Genomic DNA, 16813 nt, shown 5'->3' on the forward strand with positions numbered 1-16813 from the left:
CTCCGTTCTCCGTCTCCGTGCGCGAACCACGTTGTACGCCTGCTACAGAACCGGTTGTGCTGCGTAGGCCGCCCGTAGTTGCTCGGCAACCCGGCTGGATGCCGGCCGTCGTTTCGGTGGTTGGGCCGGGGGAGGAGCCGGTGGTACCGGAGCGGACTGGGCAACACTTTCCGTCGCCGGCTCGTCGGGCTCGGGATCGACCGGTCGAGGCGGCACGTCCAACGGTCCGGGCTCCGCGTCGGCGGATTCGTCAATCAGCTCTGCGAGCCGTGCCTCGACGTCGGCGGGTGGGACCTGGTCAGCGCGGAGCGATGGGTGTACCCCGACTGTGCGGCCGATGAGCGCCACGCGTGCGTCTGCGGGGCTGATCTGCAGTTCGCGTAGCAGTGCGGCGCATGACTCGGCCACTGCGGTGACCGCCGGTCGCGCGCCTGGTTCGTGCGCGAGCATCGACCGCAGTAGTGGCAGCAACCGGGACGGAACTCCGCCGAGATCCGGCTCAACGGCTGGATTGGTTACCTGGTCAACGATGTCCCGCCAGGTTCGTCCGTCGTACGGATAATGTCCGGAGGCGGCGTAGAGCAGCACCGTGCCGAGCGCGTACACGTCGGCGGCCGGACTGACGCGAGGGTTTCCATCCGCCTGCTCAGGTGGCATGCACCGGACCGAGCCGATGATCATCCCGCTCTGGGACACGGAGTCGTTCGAGGCCGACGCATCCACGAAGGCGGCCAACCCGAAGTCGATGATTGTCGGTCCCTCGCCGCCCAGGATGACGTTCTGCGGCTTGAGGTCCCGGTGCAGCAGCCCGGCTGCGTGTACCGCTTCCAGCCCCTCGGCAAGGAGGGCGACAAGACTTGCCACCAGCGGCGCTGGCAGGATCTCGTGCTGGTCCACGTACTCCAGCAAGGTGTAGCCCGGGACGTACTCCATGGCGAGCCAGGGGCGATCGGCGTATGGGTCTGCGTCGAGGAAGCGGGCGATCCGGTTCGTACCGATCACCGTGCGCGCGATTGCTGCTTCGCGTTCGAACCTCGTACGGGTGTTCGGATCGAGCCGGTCGGTGCGGATCAATTTTACCGCGACCGGTGACCCGGCCGCTGAGTAGGCGAGGAACACCTCGCCCATCCCGCCCTGGCCGAGGCGACGGCTGACCGTGTAGCGACCGATCTGGGTGGGAAGATCTCTCATGCCCCGCTTTGCGCCTTTCCCACCGTCCGTCCAAACCAGACTCAATGCCAGCCTAGTCTGCCGGATTCGGACGTAGCGACGCGAGTCACCGCTTGGTCTACACCGGACGCTTTTCACCCGAGGCGTCCCCACCGAAGTGTCAGACAGCGCGACCGGTCGGCTGTGGCGGTAGGGCACGGGCCCTCCAAGGCCAGTGGCGCCAGCATTTCCAGAGGGACCGCCACGCCGGCCCTCCAGCCATGCCATAGCAAAGGGTTCCCGTACGGACTGCCGGGACACACCCGATTTTCGGCCGGGAGTGTGGTCGGCTGGGTTGATGTGCTGCGGTCAATGGATGTTCTAGCGTCTCGGCTCGTGCGTTTTCTTCACACCTCGGACTGGCATCTGGGCCGCCATCTGCACGGCCTCAGCCTGCACGGCGCGCATCAGGCGTTCATCGACCACCTCGTTGAGGTCGCTCGGAGCGAGCGGGTCGATGCGGTGCTCATCGCGGGTGATCTCTACGACCGGGCGGTGCCGCCGCCGGACGCGGTCGGTCTGTGGGATCAGGCGCAGACCCGGCTCGTGCTGGAGGCGGGGACCCAGGTGGTCGTCATCGCCGGGAATCACGATTCGCCGGCGCGGTTGGGTGTCAGTTCCCGGTTGCTGGAGCGGGCCGGTGTGCATGTGCGGGTGGGCACGGGTGCGGTGGGTACGCCGGTGCTGCTGGAGGACGAGGACGTGAGGGTCGCTTGCTACCCGGTGCCGTTCCTCGAACCGGCGTCGGCGGTGGCCGACTGGGGGGTCGAGGATCGGAGTCACGCGGCGGCGCTGCGTGCCGCGATGGGTAGGGTTCGGTCGGATCTGGCCGTTCGCCCCGGTTATCGGTCCGTCGTCATGGCGCACGCCTTCGTGTCTGGTGGGCAGGGTTGTGACACCGAGCGGGACATCAGTGTGGGTGGGGTGCAGCATGTGCCCGGTGCGGTGTTCGAGGGCGTCGACTATGTGGCGTTGGGTCACCTGCACGGGCGTCAGCGTCTGGCCGACGGGTTGCGGTACAGCGGGTCGCCGCTGGCGTTCAGCTTTTCCGAGGCCGCGCACGTCAAGTCGTCCTATCTGGTGGATTTTGGTGTCGACGGGCTGCGCGGTGTGGAGGAGGTTCCTGCTCCGGTGCCGAGGCGGATGGCCCGGCTCACCGGCACCGTGGAGGAATTGCTGAACAGCCCTGCCTACAGCGCGTATGAGCAGTGTTGGGTCGAGGCGACGTTGACCGATGCGGTGCGTCCGTTGTCGCCGCACGAGCGGCTCAAGCGTCGGTTCCCGCATCTGCTGAAGCTCGTGGTGCCGAGCCTGGCCGTCGAGGTGGGTGGCCGGGATCTCGCCGACCTGGATCGACTGTCACCGGTGGAGGTGGCGCTGGAATTTGTGACCGAGGTGCGTGGTCGGCCGGCGGACGGCGACGAGGTCGCGCTGCTGCAGCGGACCTTCGACGAGCTGCGCCGGGTGGAGGTGACCCGCTGATGCGACTGCACCGGCTGACCATGACCGCCTTCGGGCCGTTTCCTCACACGGTGAGCGTGGACTTCGAGGCGCTCACGGCCGACGGCCTGTTCCTGATCCACGGGGACACCGGCGCGGGGAAGACCACGATCCTGGACGGGATCTGCTTCGCCCTGTACGGATCTGTGCCCGGTTTCCGGGACGATGCCAAGTCGCTGCACTCGCATCATGCCGCCGTTGGCGTCGGCCCCCGGGTCGAACTGGATGTCACCCTGACCAACCGACGGCTATTGATCACCCGCAGCCCGGAGTGGATGCGTCCCCGTAGACGCGGCAGCGGGACCACCCGACAACAGGCCCTTGTCGAGATCGTCGAACAGCTCCCGGACCGGACCGAGTTCGTCACCAGGGACCACCGGGAAGCCGCCGACCTGACCAGGGCGGAGACCGGCCTTGACGTCCAGCAGTTCTGCCAGGTGGTCCTGCTGCCCCAGGGCGGGTTCGCCAGGTTCCTGCAGGCGTCTGCCGACGACCGGCAGGGGCTCCTGCGGCGCCTCTTCGACATCGAGATCTTCACCCGCGCCGAGGGATGGCTGGCGGAACACCGGACACAACTCGGCCAGCAGGAACGCGCGGCCCTCGGCACGATCCGCGACCTGACGCAGCGCTTCGCCGAGGTGGTCAAGGCCGAGGTGCCCGCCGATCTCGACAAGCCTGACACCTTGAGTGAGCTGGACGCCTGGGCCGCCGTACACCGAAACCGGGCCGCTGACCTGGTGGAGGCCCTGGCCCAGAACATGGCCGTGGGTACGGCGGAGGAGCAGCGCCTCGACCAGGTTCGGCAGGCCGCCGCGACCCTCGCCGGGCAGCAACGGGAGTACCGGGCGGCGGTGCAGCAGCGCGATGAGCTGACGACACGCAAGCCGGAGCGTGACCGCTGGAAGGGCCAGCTCGACTCCGCCCGCGCGGCAGCGAAGCTGAAGCCGTACCTCGACCAGGTCGACCGGCGGCACAACGACCTCGACTTGCTCCGCCGCACGACGATCGAACACCTCGCCTCGCTGCCCGCTGACGTGGCGGTGCTACCGGACCGTATCGCGCTGACTGTCCCGGACGGCGGGGAGGCCGTCGACGTGGCCGACCTCGACGTCGACGCGCTGACCCGGGCGGAACAGACCCGCACCACGCAGCTGCGTGCCGCCGAGGCCGCGATCGACAGCGAGGCGCGACGGACCATGCTGCGAGGGCAGCGGACGGCGGTCGGCAAGAAGCTCGAAGATCTGGCCAGCCGGAGCGAGAAGGTCAACGCCTGCCTGGTCGAGCTGCCGGTCGAGCATGCCGAAATCACTGCCCGGCGCGAGCAGGCCCTGGCGGTGGCCGCCGACCGGGAGGCCGCCGAGCTGCGGCTGGACGAGGCGCAGAAGCAGGCCAAGGCGTGCAAGCGCCGCGACGACCTCACCGCGCAGCTTGCGACCGCCGAGGAGGAACGGCGTACCGCCGTCGACCGCCACCAAGCCGCCGAGGCCCGGCACCTCGACGTACGGCAGCGTCGGCTGGCCGGCATGGCCGCGGAGCTCGCCGGTGAACTGCGGCCCGGTCAGCCCTGCGGGGTCTGTGGCTCCCCGGAACACCCCGAACCCGCGCAGGCAGCCGCCGACGCCGTCTCCGCCGCCGACGAGGACCACGCCAAGACGGAGGCGGGCGAACTGCTCGACGAACGTCGCAGCGCCGAGATCACCGTCGAGCGCATCAGCGCCCAGCTCAACGAAGTCACCGAGACGGTCGGTGACCTGACCGCAGCCCAGGCGAAGTCGACGGTCACCGAGGCACGCAAGGCGGTGCGGGCGGCGACCGAGGCGACGAAACTGGCCGACGAACTCGGCGCCCACCTGGAAACCCTCGACGTGATGCTGGCCGATCAGCACCGCGAGGCCGCCGACATCGGCCGCGACGAAGCGGCGGCGAACGCCCAGCAGGCCGCCCTGACCGCGCAGATCACCGAACTCGACGAGACCATCGACGCCGTCCGCGGCCAGGACAAGACCCTGCGGGTACGGGTGACCCGCCTGACCGGGGAAGTCGCCGAGGTCAGGACCGCAGCGACCAACCTGGGGCAGTGGCGACAGGCAGGAAGGGAACTCGCCGACGCCCACCGGGAGGCGCAGCACCACCTGCACCTGTCGGAGTTCGCCGACACCGTGGCAGCGCGGGCCGCAGCCCTGACCGACCCCGAGATCGTCGACCTGCAGGAGCGCATCGACGCTTTCGACGGCGATTACCACCAGGCCGCAGGACGAGCACAGGACCCCACCCTGCTCGCCGCTGCACACCAACCATCACCGGACGTCGAGGGCAGCGAACAGACCTACCAAGCCGCCCGACTGCGGGCCACCGAGCTGCACTCCCAGCACGGCCTCGCCGTCGAGCAACACGACCGACTGAAGCGGCTGGGCCCGGATCTGGTTAACGCCCTCGCTCTGTGGAGACCCATCCGCGCGGAGTACGAGATCGCCAACCGCCTCGCCCAACTCGTCGAGGGCAAGAGCAGCGACAGCGGTACCCGGATGACCCTCTCCACCTACGTGCTGACCCACCGGTTCCGGCACGTCGTCACGGCGGCGAACACCCGACTCGGGCAGGTCACCCACAACCGCTACCTGCTGCGCCACGTCACCGAGTCGGACACCGGCCGCCGCGCCGGCCGCAATGGGCTCGGCCTGTCCGTCATCGACGCCTGGACCGGCCAGGAACGCCGCCCCGCCACCCTCTCCGGCGGGGAAACCTTCCTGGTCTCGCTGTGCCTGGCGCTCGGCCTCAGCGATGTCGTCCTGGCCGAGGCCGGCGGCACCCAACTCGGCAGCCTCTTCGTCGACGAAGGCTTCGGGACTCTCGACCAGGAGGCACTCGACCAGGTACTCGACGCCCTCGACGGCCTGCGCTCCGGTGGCCGTACCGTCGGACTCGTCAGCCACGTCGCGGAACTACGTCGGCGGATTCCAACCCGCCTCCACGTCCGCAAGACAGCCACCGGCTCCACCGTGGCCGTCGAAACCCAAGCAAGCGACTGAGAACATTTGGCCTACGCCTGTTCCTCCCGGTCACGCCCAGCCACCAGGGCTTTAACGACTCCGGTTGGTAAAGCCACTACCACCAGACAACGAACCTGTAAGGGCCGGCAGTAGCCCCACCGCCGGTGCTTGCCGGGCGGCGTTGCCCTGTCCTGCGGCGGGCGGCACAAGCATCGCGCGGGGGTACCTCCGCGCGCGATGATCAGCATCCGGCCGTACCAGCCCATTCCTACCGGTTCTTGCTGCCGAATCCCGCGCAGGGGCGATGAGCGACGCCGGGCTGAACGGCACTACAGTATCGTGCCGAAGACTTCCACGCTGCCCTCCTGTCGGGTGAGCCGGATCGGGCGTTCCTGCCGAGGGCCGTTGCCGCCTCTCGTCGCAGCAGATTACTGCGTTACCGGCGGGCCCAGGTGAGCGCGGAGCGTCAAAGGGCTGGGCCAATTGAGTTCGCTGAGGTGAGGTTGATATCCTAGGACGATCTAGAAAGTGTGGGTCAGCTGCCAGGCATGTATGGACGGCAAGCGCTGCCACTCACTGGCACGCCGAAGCCAGATCCTCGTCGGTGAACCGGACGAGCCGGGAGCAGGGCATCCGGCCCTTGGGCGGGTCTACCCACACCCCGACGCCGCCCAGCAGGAGCGCCGCATCGGCCGCCGCGACCAGCGAACCACGCCGTAGAATCCTGCCGCCGACCTTGCCGTTGATTTGCGCGACGACTGGCCCCCTAAGGCAGGTGGCCAGCGACGCGACGGCTCGCGGATACCGGTCTAGCCGAACAAGTGCGGCCTGGTGCGCCGGCTACGGCGCGGAGTGGTGCTGGGTGGATGCCACACGCCTAGGTCGATAAGATCCAATGCGGCGGCTGACCGCACAGGGCATGACGAAGGCCGCGCATCTCGCCAAGCCTTGTCTATCGTTCTCGGTCGACGACTTGTTGCGGCGCGCGAGATCGGAGATCGATTGAACATGACGGGCCAATCCGCATGGACCGACGGATGGGCATTGCTGGAGCGGCTCCTCACGCAGGCTACCGATCTGTCCGGTACGGGTGCCCCTGTTGTCGTTAGCTTGGAAGATGACCCCCTATTCGGGTTCGCGATGCCCGGATGGGAACACGAGCGAGTCATGTCCCTGGAGAACATCGTGGCCGCCGTCCACCGGCGCCTCCCGGACACCCCAGTGGTTCTACTGCCACCCTGGGACCGCCTCGGACCTGAAGTGACGCGTCCACGGGGGGTAGTGGCACGACACGCCCACGAGGTAGTGCTGGCGCAGTGCCGCCCGACGGGAGATGACCCGATCCTTCTCGTGCTTGTCCCGGCGCACACGATGACCGACTTGGGTAGCAGTCAGCTCCGGGCTGTCATTGCGCAGGACTGGCAGCCGACGCTCGTGGTGTTCGCCCGCGGGATCTTGCCGCAAGTACATCCCTCTTTTGAAGTCGCAGCCATGCTGTTGCACCGACGTACGCCGGAATCTCAGCCGCTGCGGATCTTCCGCGTGCCTACGAACGAGGACGCCAACGTCGTGGAGGCGGACTTTGCCAGCCTGCTGAAGATGGCGGGCGGGCGGCGGACTTTTGGCTACGTCGTCCGCGAACCGTTGTTACCCGGTGAAAGTTTGGCATTCGACCGACACGACCCGGCGGTGCTGGAGCGGCGTGCGAAATTGTCGGATCTCGGCCGGGCCGTGGCTCTCGAGGAGGTCTTCGAACTGCCGGCTCCCGGCGTCCATCTGGTGCGCGACCACCAGCTGCTGCACAACGATCTAGTTAACGGCGGTATCCGGGTAATTGCGGGCGGAGATGTCCGGCGCAGCGGGGTCGTGGCGCCGCCTGACGACCAGACCAGATGGGCTGATGTGCCGCCTGAACGTTGCCTGCGGGTCGGTGACTTGCTCGTCCGGTCGATTCATCACGCAAGTGACCCCGGCGGACTAGTCGTAGCCGAGGTGCAGGCCGACGACTTGCCCGCGGTCGCAGCCCACACGGTGATCGTGCTGCGCCCAGACTCCTCGCTGCAGCCGTATGAACGCCTGCTGGTGAAACAGTTCCTGCGATTGCCGCTGGCGAAGACATTGGCTACCGACGGCGTCGGATTGCACATACGCCCGAGCGCCTTGCGTGAGCTCCCGGTGCCTCAACCGGATGAGGTGCTGTCGTCGGCACTGGCCGACCTCAGCGCGGCAGCCGAACAGCTGGACGAATGGCGAGCCGACGCGGTCGGCCTGGTCGAGTCCGTGCTATCGGAGGAGCCCAGGGAAGCTAGGTCTCGACTGCTCCGCTCGGGTCGCCTCCTTCGCATGCGGGCGGAAGCGGCCGCGCTGCTTGACGACCACGGCCACGCCGTTCGCACCAGGTATCCACACCCCATCGCATACCGGTGGCGCTGGGTCGAGGCCGAAATGAGCGGCGATCCGTCCTTTCAGGCATACGACGCCGTGCTGGAGGCGTCCGAAGTGCTACTAGCCTACGTGGCCATCATCGCCATGGTCATGGCAAAACACGCTGGTGTCGAGATCTCCGCACTCCGGGGCATTCGCGACAAACTCGCGGGCGGCCGGACGGGTCCGACGTTCGCCGACTGGGTCGCCATCCTCACCGAGGTGACCGGCAAGAAGTTCCGGCGCCTCCCGGACGATCAGCCGCTCATCGAGGTGCGCCACATGCTCCACACCAACGAAATGAGGGAAGCGTGCGGCCGGCTGGCCGGGTATCGCAACGATCGCGCGCACTTGCGCCGCGGCGACTTGGCCAAGCAGCTGCGGGATGCGTACAGCCAACTTCGGGTGCTCCTATCGGGGGCAGACTTCCTCAGCGACCTGCGCCTCGTCTACCTACCAAGTATCCGTTGGGATGCCCTCCGCAGGGTGGCCACGCTGCGGCTACAGGAACTTATGGGCGATCACTCCATCGTGCCGAGTCGCGTGATGGACTACTCAAGCAACGAGCTCGAGCAGGGAAGCCTCTACATCATGGACGCGGATGGCAGGCTACATCTGCTCCGCCCGTTCCTCCTCTGGAAAAACTGTCCCGCCTGTACACAGTGGTCGACGTTCCACGTTGACCTGGCACCCCGCGAGAACGATGTCGTTCTAAAGAGCCTCGAACACGGCCACACGATGAACGACGAGAGCATCCGCGAGCCCCTGCGGCAGGTAGGACTGCTCCCGCCGGAGTGACTCCCTGATCATCTCATCGGACTCCCAGCCAAGGGCTGCCACCGGTTGCCATCTCAACCTTCGAAGCGGGACGACTTACGTGGCTTGGCGGCGCGGCTGATCTACTGAGCGCTTTTCATCGTGGGTTTTGCCTGGTCGGGCCGTGATGCAGGGCGAGGATGGCCTTGATGATCGTGGTGGCGCGTCGGGGGCAGCAGCGGAGCTTGGCCAGGATCTTTCAGCCCAAGGGCGGCTGCCGCTGAAGGCAACAAATGTCTATTTGGTCGGTACCTCGCCGTCGGCTCACTGCAGGCGTCCCGCGATCTGCGACGGTCTCTCGCGTCGTCGCAGGGGGAATGTCGGTGGGGCGGGTTAGGCTGGGTCAGCAGAAGACCCCGCAGCCACGGGCGCACGGGGGCGACGGGCTACGGGGCCGTTTCTTGATTCGCACCCAGGAACATACCCGGTGAAGGTTGTCGGCGGCAGACGATGGCGCCGTCGGGCGAACTTTTTCACCCGCGCCTCCTTCTTCCTGTGCCTGCGGGGTTCCGCCATGTCCGGGTCCTCGGACCCAGAAGGAGGACGCCAAAATGTCCCTGGAAGACCAGCTCGAAGAAGGCCGCAAAAACCTCGAGGTCACACTGGAGGAACTACGTGAAGCCCGCAGACGCCGAGGCCTGCTCTGCGCGGCGCTGCTCGACGCGTTTCCCGGTGCCCGTACCTACATCAACGGGTCGATTGCGCACGGTGACGCGAACACACCGCTGACCGACGTCGACCTCGGTGTCGTGGTCGACGCCGCCGGGTATGGGCCGGACGGTGCCGGGCCGTTGCCGCTGATGGAGCAAGCCCGCGACGCGATCCGGGAGCACCTCAAGGACGAGTTCGACAACCTCACGGTCACCGTCGAGGGCCAGAAGCGGTCCGTGCTGGTGCGGTTCGGCGCCCCGGTCACCCCCGGCGAGAAGGACTTCACCGCCGACGTGATCGTGGCCCTGGACCACCCAGTGAAGGGGCTGTGGATTCCGAACACCACGATCGCGGCCGGGTGGGACCGGGCGCACCCGGAGAAGCACACCGAGATGGTCCTGCAGGCCAACGATGACACCGGCAACGTCTTCGCCCGCACCGTGCGGCTTCTCAAGCACTGGCGCACCCACCACGGCAAGCCGCTGTGCTCGTGGAACATCAAGGCCCTGGCCCTGGGCTGCATCGCGGATCAGAAGCGGTCCCTGCTAGAGGCGCTGCACGACTTCTTCACCCACGCCGCCGACGAGACGGCCGCCGGGCTCACCGAGGACCCTGCCGGAGTCGGCGGGAAGATCAAGCTGCCAGCCGGGATGACCCGCGAGGGCGCGGCATGGCGGCTTGGGCTGGCGCGGGACAAGGTAGCCGCGGCCATCGAACACGAGCAGGCCGGCCGGCACGCCCTCGCCCAGCACGCACTGCACAGCGTGCTGCCGCACGTGGTCGCGGACAGCGACCAGGGCGCCCAGATGGCCGAGCAAGCCTTGCTGACCACCGGCGCGTCGGCCGCCAGCCTCATCGTCCCGGCGCCGGACACCTCCGCGCGGGCGTGGTCGCCCCGGTGACCGACTGGTACGGCCGGCGAGCGTCGTGGTGGATCCCACTGGAAGCCGCCGCCCGGCGGCGGCTGGGGCCCACCCTGTCCCACAAGTACGTCTTCGAGCCGGCCTGCTACGCCAGGGAGTGTGAGATCCTCGCCTACCGGATAGAAGCGCTCGAGGTGGTCGGCGACCCGGAGCCGGTCGACGTCACGATCCGCTTCCACAAGCTGCCGCCGTACGACACGTACGGGCTGCCCCCGCAGGATTACCCCCGGGTCTTCGCCAAGCCGGGCGCCACCTCCAAACACCGGATGCCCGACGACGGGGCGTTGTGCATGTGGATGCCCCTGGACCCGCCGCAGCGCCGATGGACCCACGACAAAGGGCTGCTCGAACTCGTCGAGCTGACCCGCCAGCATCTGTTCCTCGAGAACTACTGGCGCCAGTACGACGGGGTTTGGCTGCTCGAAGACGCACCGCACGGACTTCCGCGAACCCAGGGGGGTGACAGCACATGGTCTACGCCCAAGCAGCGCAGAGCGGCTGGACGGCCGCCCAGACGGCGATCGTCATCGTCGCCGTGATCGCGATCCTCGGCGGTATTATCTCCGCCTCGGTCACCTACACGCTCAACCAGCGCGCCGCCCGCCGGGAACGGCAGGCCAAGGCGTTCGCCGAGGCCCTCAACGCGGTCGAGGACTACGCCGAAATGCCGTACCGGGTCCGCCGCCGCCGTGACGCCCCCGAGGCCCGCTACGACCTCACCGACGAGGTCAGCAAGATCCAGTCCCGGCTGGCGTACCACCAAGCCCTCCTGCAGATCGAGGCGCCCGAGGTGGCCGCCAGCTACGCCACGCTCGTCCGTGCCACCAAGATCCAAGCAGGCGGGCAGATGAGGCAAGCGTGGCAGCAGCCCGTGCTCACCACCGACGCCGACATGAACCTGCAGGTCCGCTACCCCCGAGACCAGATCGATGCCGCTCGAGGAACCTGCATCGCAACCATGCGAGCCGCCCTCCGACGACACCGGACTCGCCACGCGCCCACCCTCCCCACCGCCAACAGCGACCAACCCGAGATCCCTCCTCCGACCGCTGGAGACGATCAGCGCTAGCGAGCCAGTGGCACGCGTACGGTGATCGGCCCGATCGTGGCCCTCGCCGGTCCCCGAGGCTGCCCCATCCGAACGGAGACCACCTCATGCAACATCTGCTGACCGAAGCCCAGGAGATGCCGACCGCGGCTCTCGACTACACACAAGGCGTGTCGGAAGTGCGTACACCCGAACACCTCGTGCCTCTACGAGAGGTAGTCAGGCGCCAACACCGCAGCGAGCTCAACGCCCTCTTCGCGGCCATCAACGAGCGATTCGGCGCGACGGAACCCGTGACTGGCGTCTTCTACGCCGCGGGCGAGATGGCCGTCATGGCGGAGGTGGGCCGCAGTGATCTCGAGCCCCAGGACCGACGGCTGCTGCGCCAGTTGTGGACGGTACTGCGCCATGTTCAATCCGGCCCTGACGTCGAGGAGGAGACCCTATGATTCCTCAGCCCTACCCCTTGTGGTGCGCCGAAGCGTCCAGCGACCGCCGTGTCTCTGTCGGCCGCGTCATCGGCTGGGTAGCCACCAGCGAAGACGACGGTGACCTACCCAGCGGCGCCCCGGTCGCCTACCTTCCGGTCCTGCACATCGCCGACCCACGAGACGGCACCTGCGACGGCATCCACAGCCCCGTCGAATACCAGCAGCTCTTCATCGACGACGACCCAGTGAAGGTGCGGGAGCAGGCGGAGGCGTGGGCGCGCAAGCAGCCGTTGCCGCCAGCGGCGCGAGTGAAACCGCCTACGTTTGACTGACCGGCGGCTGGCAGTTGCCCAGCAGCCAGGTGGCTGCGCCCCGCCCACCCGTGGCAGCAGCTCGCCATACGTCCACGTGCGTCAGCCGCACTGTCACGCTGGGCGGAGGCCGCCGCCGAGCTCTGCGCCGCCGACGTCGGTGAGCTGGCCAGGGTGCTTGACGCGGAGAGGGAAGATCGATGAGTTCAACGTGGGGGCGGCTATGCGGTTAGGTAGGTGGCAGTGAGCCGTGAGCGGCGCCGAGCTCGGCGTATCAAGAGGCAACGGGCGGGCGAGCACCGGCCAAGGCGAGAGCAGCGTGCGCCGTCATCTGTCGAGTTGGCTACTGCGGAGACGTTTGAACGATTCATCCGGTATGTGCAGTCCTCGGCGAGCGCTGAGGATGCCTCTGCGGCAGCGCGTGCGGATCTTTTAGCTGCTGCCGAGGAGATTTCCCGTGCTGCGTGCGGCCTTGACCTGATCAGAGTTGTGTCAGGCGTCTGGGTCGGGATGATCATGAACCGCGCCGTGGGTGGAACTGAGCCATCGGCCGCTGCGCTGGAGCTGATTGCGCTGGTGCTGGCATGCAGAGACGCCACGGCTGACGTCCCCGTCGCGCCCGTCGAGTCTGAGTTTCTGCCACCGAGGGTGGAGGCAGCTGCCCAGCGAGCCTTGGCCGCGGGCAGCATGACGGCTGTGTTCGACTCGCCGCCAGCGGATGCGGAGGGCATGATCCTCTTCTATTCAGTTCACCGCGAGATTATGCTCCGCAATCCGATATACCCACACATGCTGCTCGACACCTTGCGCGGCCTGTTCGGCGATTCGGCTGTGAACGCCGACTGTCAGGCCGCGCTGGGGTTCACGGGTTTGGAAGCTGTCAACATCATGCAGGCGGTGCGCTCGCTCTCGACTGCCGAACTGGCCGAGCGCTTCGCGCGCATGGAGGCCGCGCGGGACGCGAGCCTGCCGTTCCTTCGGTCCTGGCAGCAGCGCAAAGAAAGCGAGATTGAACTGCCAGATCAAGCGCATCGCGCCGCCGCACATGAGCTGTTCGACGCGGTACAAGGCCTGACCACGCACATAGACGAAGCAACCGTTATCGATCCTGATGCCGTTGCTCAGCAAACCGGCTATGGCCTCGCTACGGTCGAGGCTGTTCTCGATGCGTACACCCTGTCCGGCCTCGTGGATGTTAGCGACACGCTCGACCATTTCTTTCGTGGCGATAACCCCTTGCGCACAGCTCCGATCATCAGTGACGCCCAGGGCCGACGCATGCTCGTCCATGAGGCATTGGCGCTGCCGGCGGTACGGGAGGTCATCGAGAACAAGCTGACCGCGGCCAAGCGGTGGGACACCTACAAGCAGCACCGCGGCGAGTGGGTCGAGAACGCCGCCGTCGATCTCTTGGCTGGGATCTTTCCCGGAGCGACGGTCTACCGTGCTTTCAACTACTTCGTCCCCGACCCGAAAGCTGGCACAGCGCAAACCGACCCCGCGAAGTTCACCAAGCGCGTTGAGGGCGATGGCCTCATCCTCATCGACGACGTGGCACTGATCATCGAGGTCAAGGCCGTCGCGTTGACTCCAGAGGCACGGGCCGGAGATCCCCGCCGACTCCGCAGCAAACTGCGTGACATCGTGACCAAAGCGGCCGATCAAGCCGGCCGGCTCCGTGAACGGATCATGGCCGACAAGCGGGTACGGCTGGACGACGGCCAGTGGATCGATGCCAGCGGGGTACGAGAGATACACACAATCGCGGTAGGGCTTGAAGATCTTTCCGGCGTTACAACCGCGACAGCAACCCTCGTCGCAGCTGGCGTCCTCAACCCGGACAACATCCCGTGGACAGTTTCACTGCACGACCTGCGCATCGTGGCCGAGATACTGGATCGTCCCAGCGAGCTGCTGCTCTACCTGCGCCGCCGCACGCAGCCCGAAACGACGTGGAAGTATCGGGCCGTCGATGAGCTTGACCTGTTCCTTCTCTTCCTCAACGCGAACCTGCACGTCGAGCCCGACCCGCGTCGGACAATGCAGGCCCTTCCCTGGTCTGGACCACCATCCACCGCAGACCTGCGTCGCTTCAACGCCGAACACCCTTGGCTGGTTGACGGCCACACTGAGCCTCTCGATGCCTGGTACACATCGAAGATCGACCCGACCGCGACGCCGGCAGACAAGCCACGGCTTAGCGCCGATCCCAAGCTTCTCAAGCTCGTTGACATGGTCTCGAAGTGTGGAGAGCCCGGCTGGTTGCCCACAGCGACATCACTCTTTGAAGGCAACGGCAAGGTTCAACGTAGGTTCGGCCTGCACTCCGCCGACCTAGCGAAGCTCGTGCGCCGTGACCGAAAGCGACACATGATTACCCAACTCATGCCCGAGACGTCAGGTACGCATATCCTCCTCGTCTGGGCATGTCACTCGCCTGATGAAGAGGCATACGACGCTGCAGAGCAACTGTCGCGGTATCTCAAGGCGAAGAAGCATCAGACCGGCTTTCACAGGGCTGCCGCTATGATCTTCGATCCAAGCGGAAGCGACCTGCTGCGGCTTCTCTACTACAACGAACCTACCGAGCCAGATTCCCAACTTGATGAAGACATCGCCCAGCTCGTGCCCCTTCAGAGGATGAAGCGCACCGTTCCTCGCCCCGGCAACCAGAGCAGGCCCCGATGAACACCGGCAATGCTTCGCCAGCTCATGGGCAACGGGGTGTCGCAGCCCGCCCGGAGCGCCGCGCCCGGGGAGTAGTCTCGATCCCGCCCTGAGACGCACCGCGGCTCTGACCGCTGCAGGCAGGGACAGTTCGTGGCGCGAGAGCCGGGCCGGATGGGTAACGGCCAAAGCCTAGCGACGGCCGAGACAGGACGACCGTATCGCTCCTCGGAAGCGCGAAAACCGGCCACGCTTGGAACGCGAGAGGTAGGTACAGACGGTGGCAGACCGGGTTCGGTTGATATCGCTGACCTAGCACTCGCCGTTGGCGACGCCGATTCCGTGGGCGTGCGACTGGCGGTTGTGCGGGAAGCCGACGAGTGGCAGCTGCGACGCGCTGATGTCGTCCTTGATGCCCCGACACCTCTCGTGCCACGATTGTGGACCTACCCACAGGAAGCGTTCATTGAGCAGCAGGTCCCCGGGACGGTGGCTGCCAGTCTGCTGAGCGGACATCCTCAAGAGGTGGCCGGGTACAAGGTGGTAGCGCCGAAGCCGGCCGCGCCCAACGCCACGTTCGAGCGAATCGCCGGGCAACGACGATTCGGTGCGCTCGTGACTGCTTGGCCGCGCACTGAGTGGCGAATCAGCGGCGAGCAGACCTCGGTGCGGCAGGATGGCCTGCTCATCGGTAACGGCCCTTCCTACCTCAACTACACAGCCGCTTGCAGCGCGTTCTTTGACGGGGCGGCGCCCGACCACCAAGGACACGGCAACCTGTGGCGAGTCATCCGGCACGACCGGCGGGCTTGGCTGCACCGAATCAAGATCACGCCTGTGAGCGTGGTGGTCGGCGTGCAGGGCGACGATCTCCGTGGCGTCCGGCTCGAATTGAGCAGCCCGACGAGCAGCGTCTCGCGACCGGTGGGTTCGACGGGACGCGTGACTATCAGGCTGTCAGGCGGACTCGGCCAACACGCCTTGCTGGTATTGCGCACTGCCGACGAGTGGCTGGACTACCGGTACTTCGATAGCCCTATCCCTGGCAGCGTTCAGGACGCCTCTGTCGTCTTTGAGCAACCCGGTGCTGATCTTGAGCTGCTGATCGCTGGCGGCGAGGGACAGTACGTCGAGTTCAAGAAGACGGTGACACGGCAGCAGGAGGACAAGCGGTCCTTCCTAAAGACCGTTGCGGCGTTCGCGTCATGGAACTCTGGAACAGTTCTAGTAGGCATCGATGATGATGGTCAGGTTGTTGGCGTGCCCCTCGACGATCGCGACAAGCTTCAGTTGCTGATCGCCTCGATCATCCGTGACAGCATCGAGCCGGAACCGACCTATGCCGTGCGATGGGTAGAGCACGACGGTAGACACGTGCTCTTGCTTGAAGTTCAGGGCCGTCCACGCTGGCACGTGCTGGAACCTAAGAGGCCCGAGTTTTATGTCCGCCGCGGCGCGAGCACCATGCCGGCCAAACGCGAGCAGATCGGCGAGGGATTCGGACAGAACATCACCGGCAACCTCAGGCAAGTCAGAGTCTGAGACTGCGGCGTTGGGTCCCCGGCCGCGCCGGCTTCGAACACGTCGCGAAAGGGAAGATCCTCGGGCATGCTCTGGCTGTCGGCGGCGGAGCGGGAAGCGGCGGCGGTGGGCCTGACCTCGACGATGTCGCCACCGCACTCTCAGCGATGACCGGACGGCCGCACCCACTCGCCATGACGGAAGGTGAGCGCGAGCATGTCGATCGGCCAGCCGTGGCCACCGGTGACATCGTAGGCACGTGCCGCTCATAGGCTTGAGCCATGACTGGACCTGCTCCCATCGTCGAAGGTATCAACGGCCA

The 16813-nt window shown here is 66.7% G+C and carries 11 protein-coding genes; 10 read left to right on the forward strand and 1 reads right to left on the reverse strand.

Going from position 1 to position 16813, the window contains the following annotated elements; translation table 11 throughout:
* Positions 1-42: 42 nt before the first annotated feature.
* Positions 43-1191, reverse strand: coding sequence for a serine/threonine-protein kinase (locus tag ACPXCB_RS19870; protein ID WP_425877124.1), 1149 nt, complete (start codon positions 1189-1191; stop codon positions 43-45).
* Between the two features lie 354 nt (positions 1192-1545).
* Here ACPXCB_RS19870 and ACPXCB_RS19875 point away from each other — a divergent pair, with 354 nt between their 5' ends.
* The 10 genes from ACPXCB_RS19875 (at position 1546) to ACPXCB_RS19920 (ending at position 16512) form a co-directional block, all read left to right on the forward strand.
* Complete coding sequence (locus tag ACPXCB_RS19875) at positions 1546-2691, forward strand: exonuclease SbcCD subunit D (protein ID WP_425877125.1); 1146 nt, start codon at positions 1546-1548, stop codon at positions 2689-2691.
* Positions 2691-5738 (forward strand): AAA family ATPase, encoded by a 3048-nt coding sequence (locus ACPXCB_RS19880; RefSeq protein ID WP_425877126.1) that lies wholly within the window; start codon positions 2691-2693, stop codon positions 5736-5738. The genes ACPXCB_RS19875 and ACPXCB_RS19880 overlap by 1 nt, the downstream gene beginning before the upstream one ends.
* Before the next feature lie 1341 nt (positions 5739-7079).
* Positions 7080-8921, forward strand: a complete 1842-nt coding sequence (locus ACPXCB_RS19885; protein ID WP_425877127.1) for a hypothetical protein — start codon at positions 7080-7082, stop codon at positions 8919-8921.
* 569 nt (positions 8922-9490) lie between these two features.
* Entirely contained in the window at positions 9491-10492 is a 1002-nt protein-coding gene (locus ACPXCB_RS19890) for a hypothetical protein (protein WP_425877128.1), read from the forward strand.
* Positions 10489-11052, forward strand: coding sequence for a hypothetical protein (locus tag ACPXCB_RS19895; RefSeq protein ID WP_425877129.1), 564 nt, complete (start codon positions 10489-10491; stop codon positions 11050-11052). Before ACPXCB_RS19890 ends, ACPXCB_RS19895 begins: the two co-directional genes overlap by 4 nt.
* On the forward strand, positions 10983-11582 hold the full coding sequence (locus ACPXCB_RS19900) for a hypothetical protein (protein ID WP_425877130.1): 600 nt from the start codon (positions 10983-10985) through the stop codon (positions 11580-11582). The genes ACPXCB_RS19895 and ACPXCB_RS19900 overlap by 70 nt, the downstream gene beginning before the upstream one ends.
* 86 nt (positions 11583-11668) lie before the next feature.
* The gene (locus ACPXCB_RS19905; protein WP_425877131.1) at positions 11669-12010 is read left to right on the forward strand and encodes a hypothetical protein; all 342 of its coding nucleotides are present in this window, start codon (positions 11669-11671) and stop codon (positions 12008-12010) included.
* Complete coding sequence (locus ACPXCB_RS19910) at positions 12007-12324, forward strand: hypothetical protein (RefSeq protein WP_425877132.1); 318 nt, start codon at positions 12007-12009, stop codon at positions 12322-12324. The genes ACPXCB_RS19905 and ACPXCB_RS19910 overlap by 4 nt, the downstream gene beginning before the upstream one ends.
* A gap of 318 nt (positions 12325-12642) precedes the next feature.
* On the forward strand, positions 12643-14991 hold the full coding sequence (locus tag ACPXCB_RS19915) for a hypothetical protein (protein ID WP_425877133.1): 2349 nt from the start codon (positions 12643-12645) through the stop codon (positions 14989-14991).
* Between the two features lie 504 nt (positions 14992-15495).
* The gene (locus ACPXCB_RS19920; RefSeq protein WP_425877134.1) at positions 15496-16512 is read left to right on the forward strand and encodes an RNA-binding domain-containing protein; all 1017 of its coding nucleotides are present in this window, start codon (positions 15496-15498) and stop codon (positions 16510-16512) included.
* Positions 16513-16813: the final 301 nt, after the last annotated feature.

The organism is Micromonospora sp. DT62, assembly GCF_049847285.1.
Lineage (GTDB): Bacteria > Actinomycetota > Actinomycetes > Mycobacteriales > Micromonosporaceae > Micromonospora > Micromonospora reichwaldensis.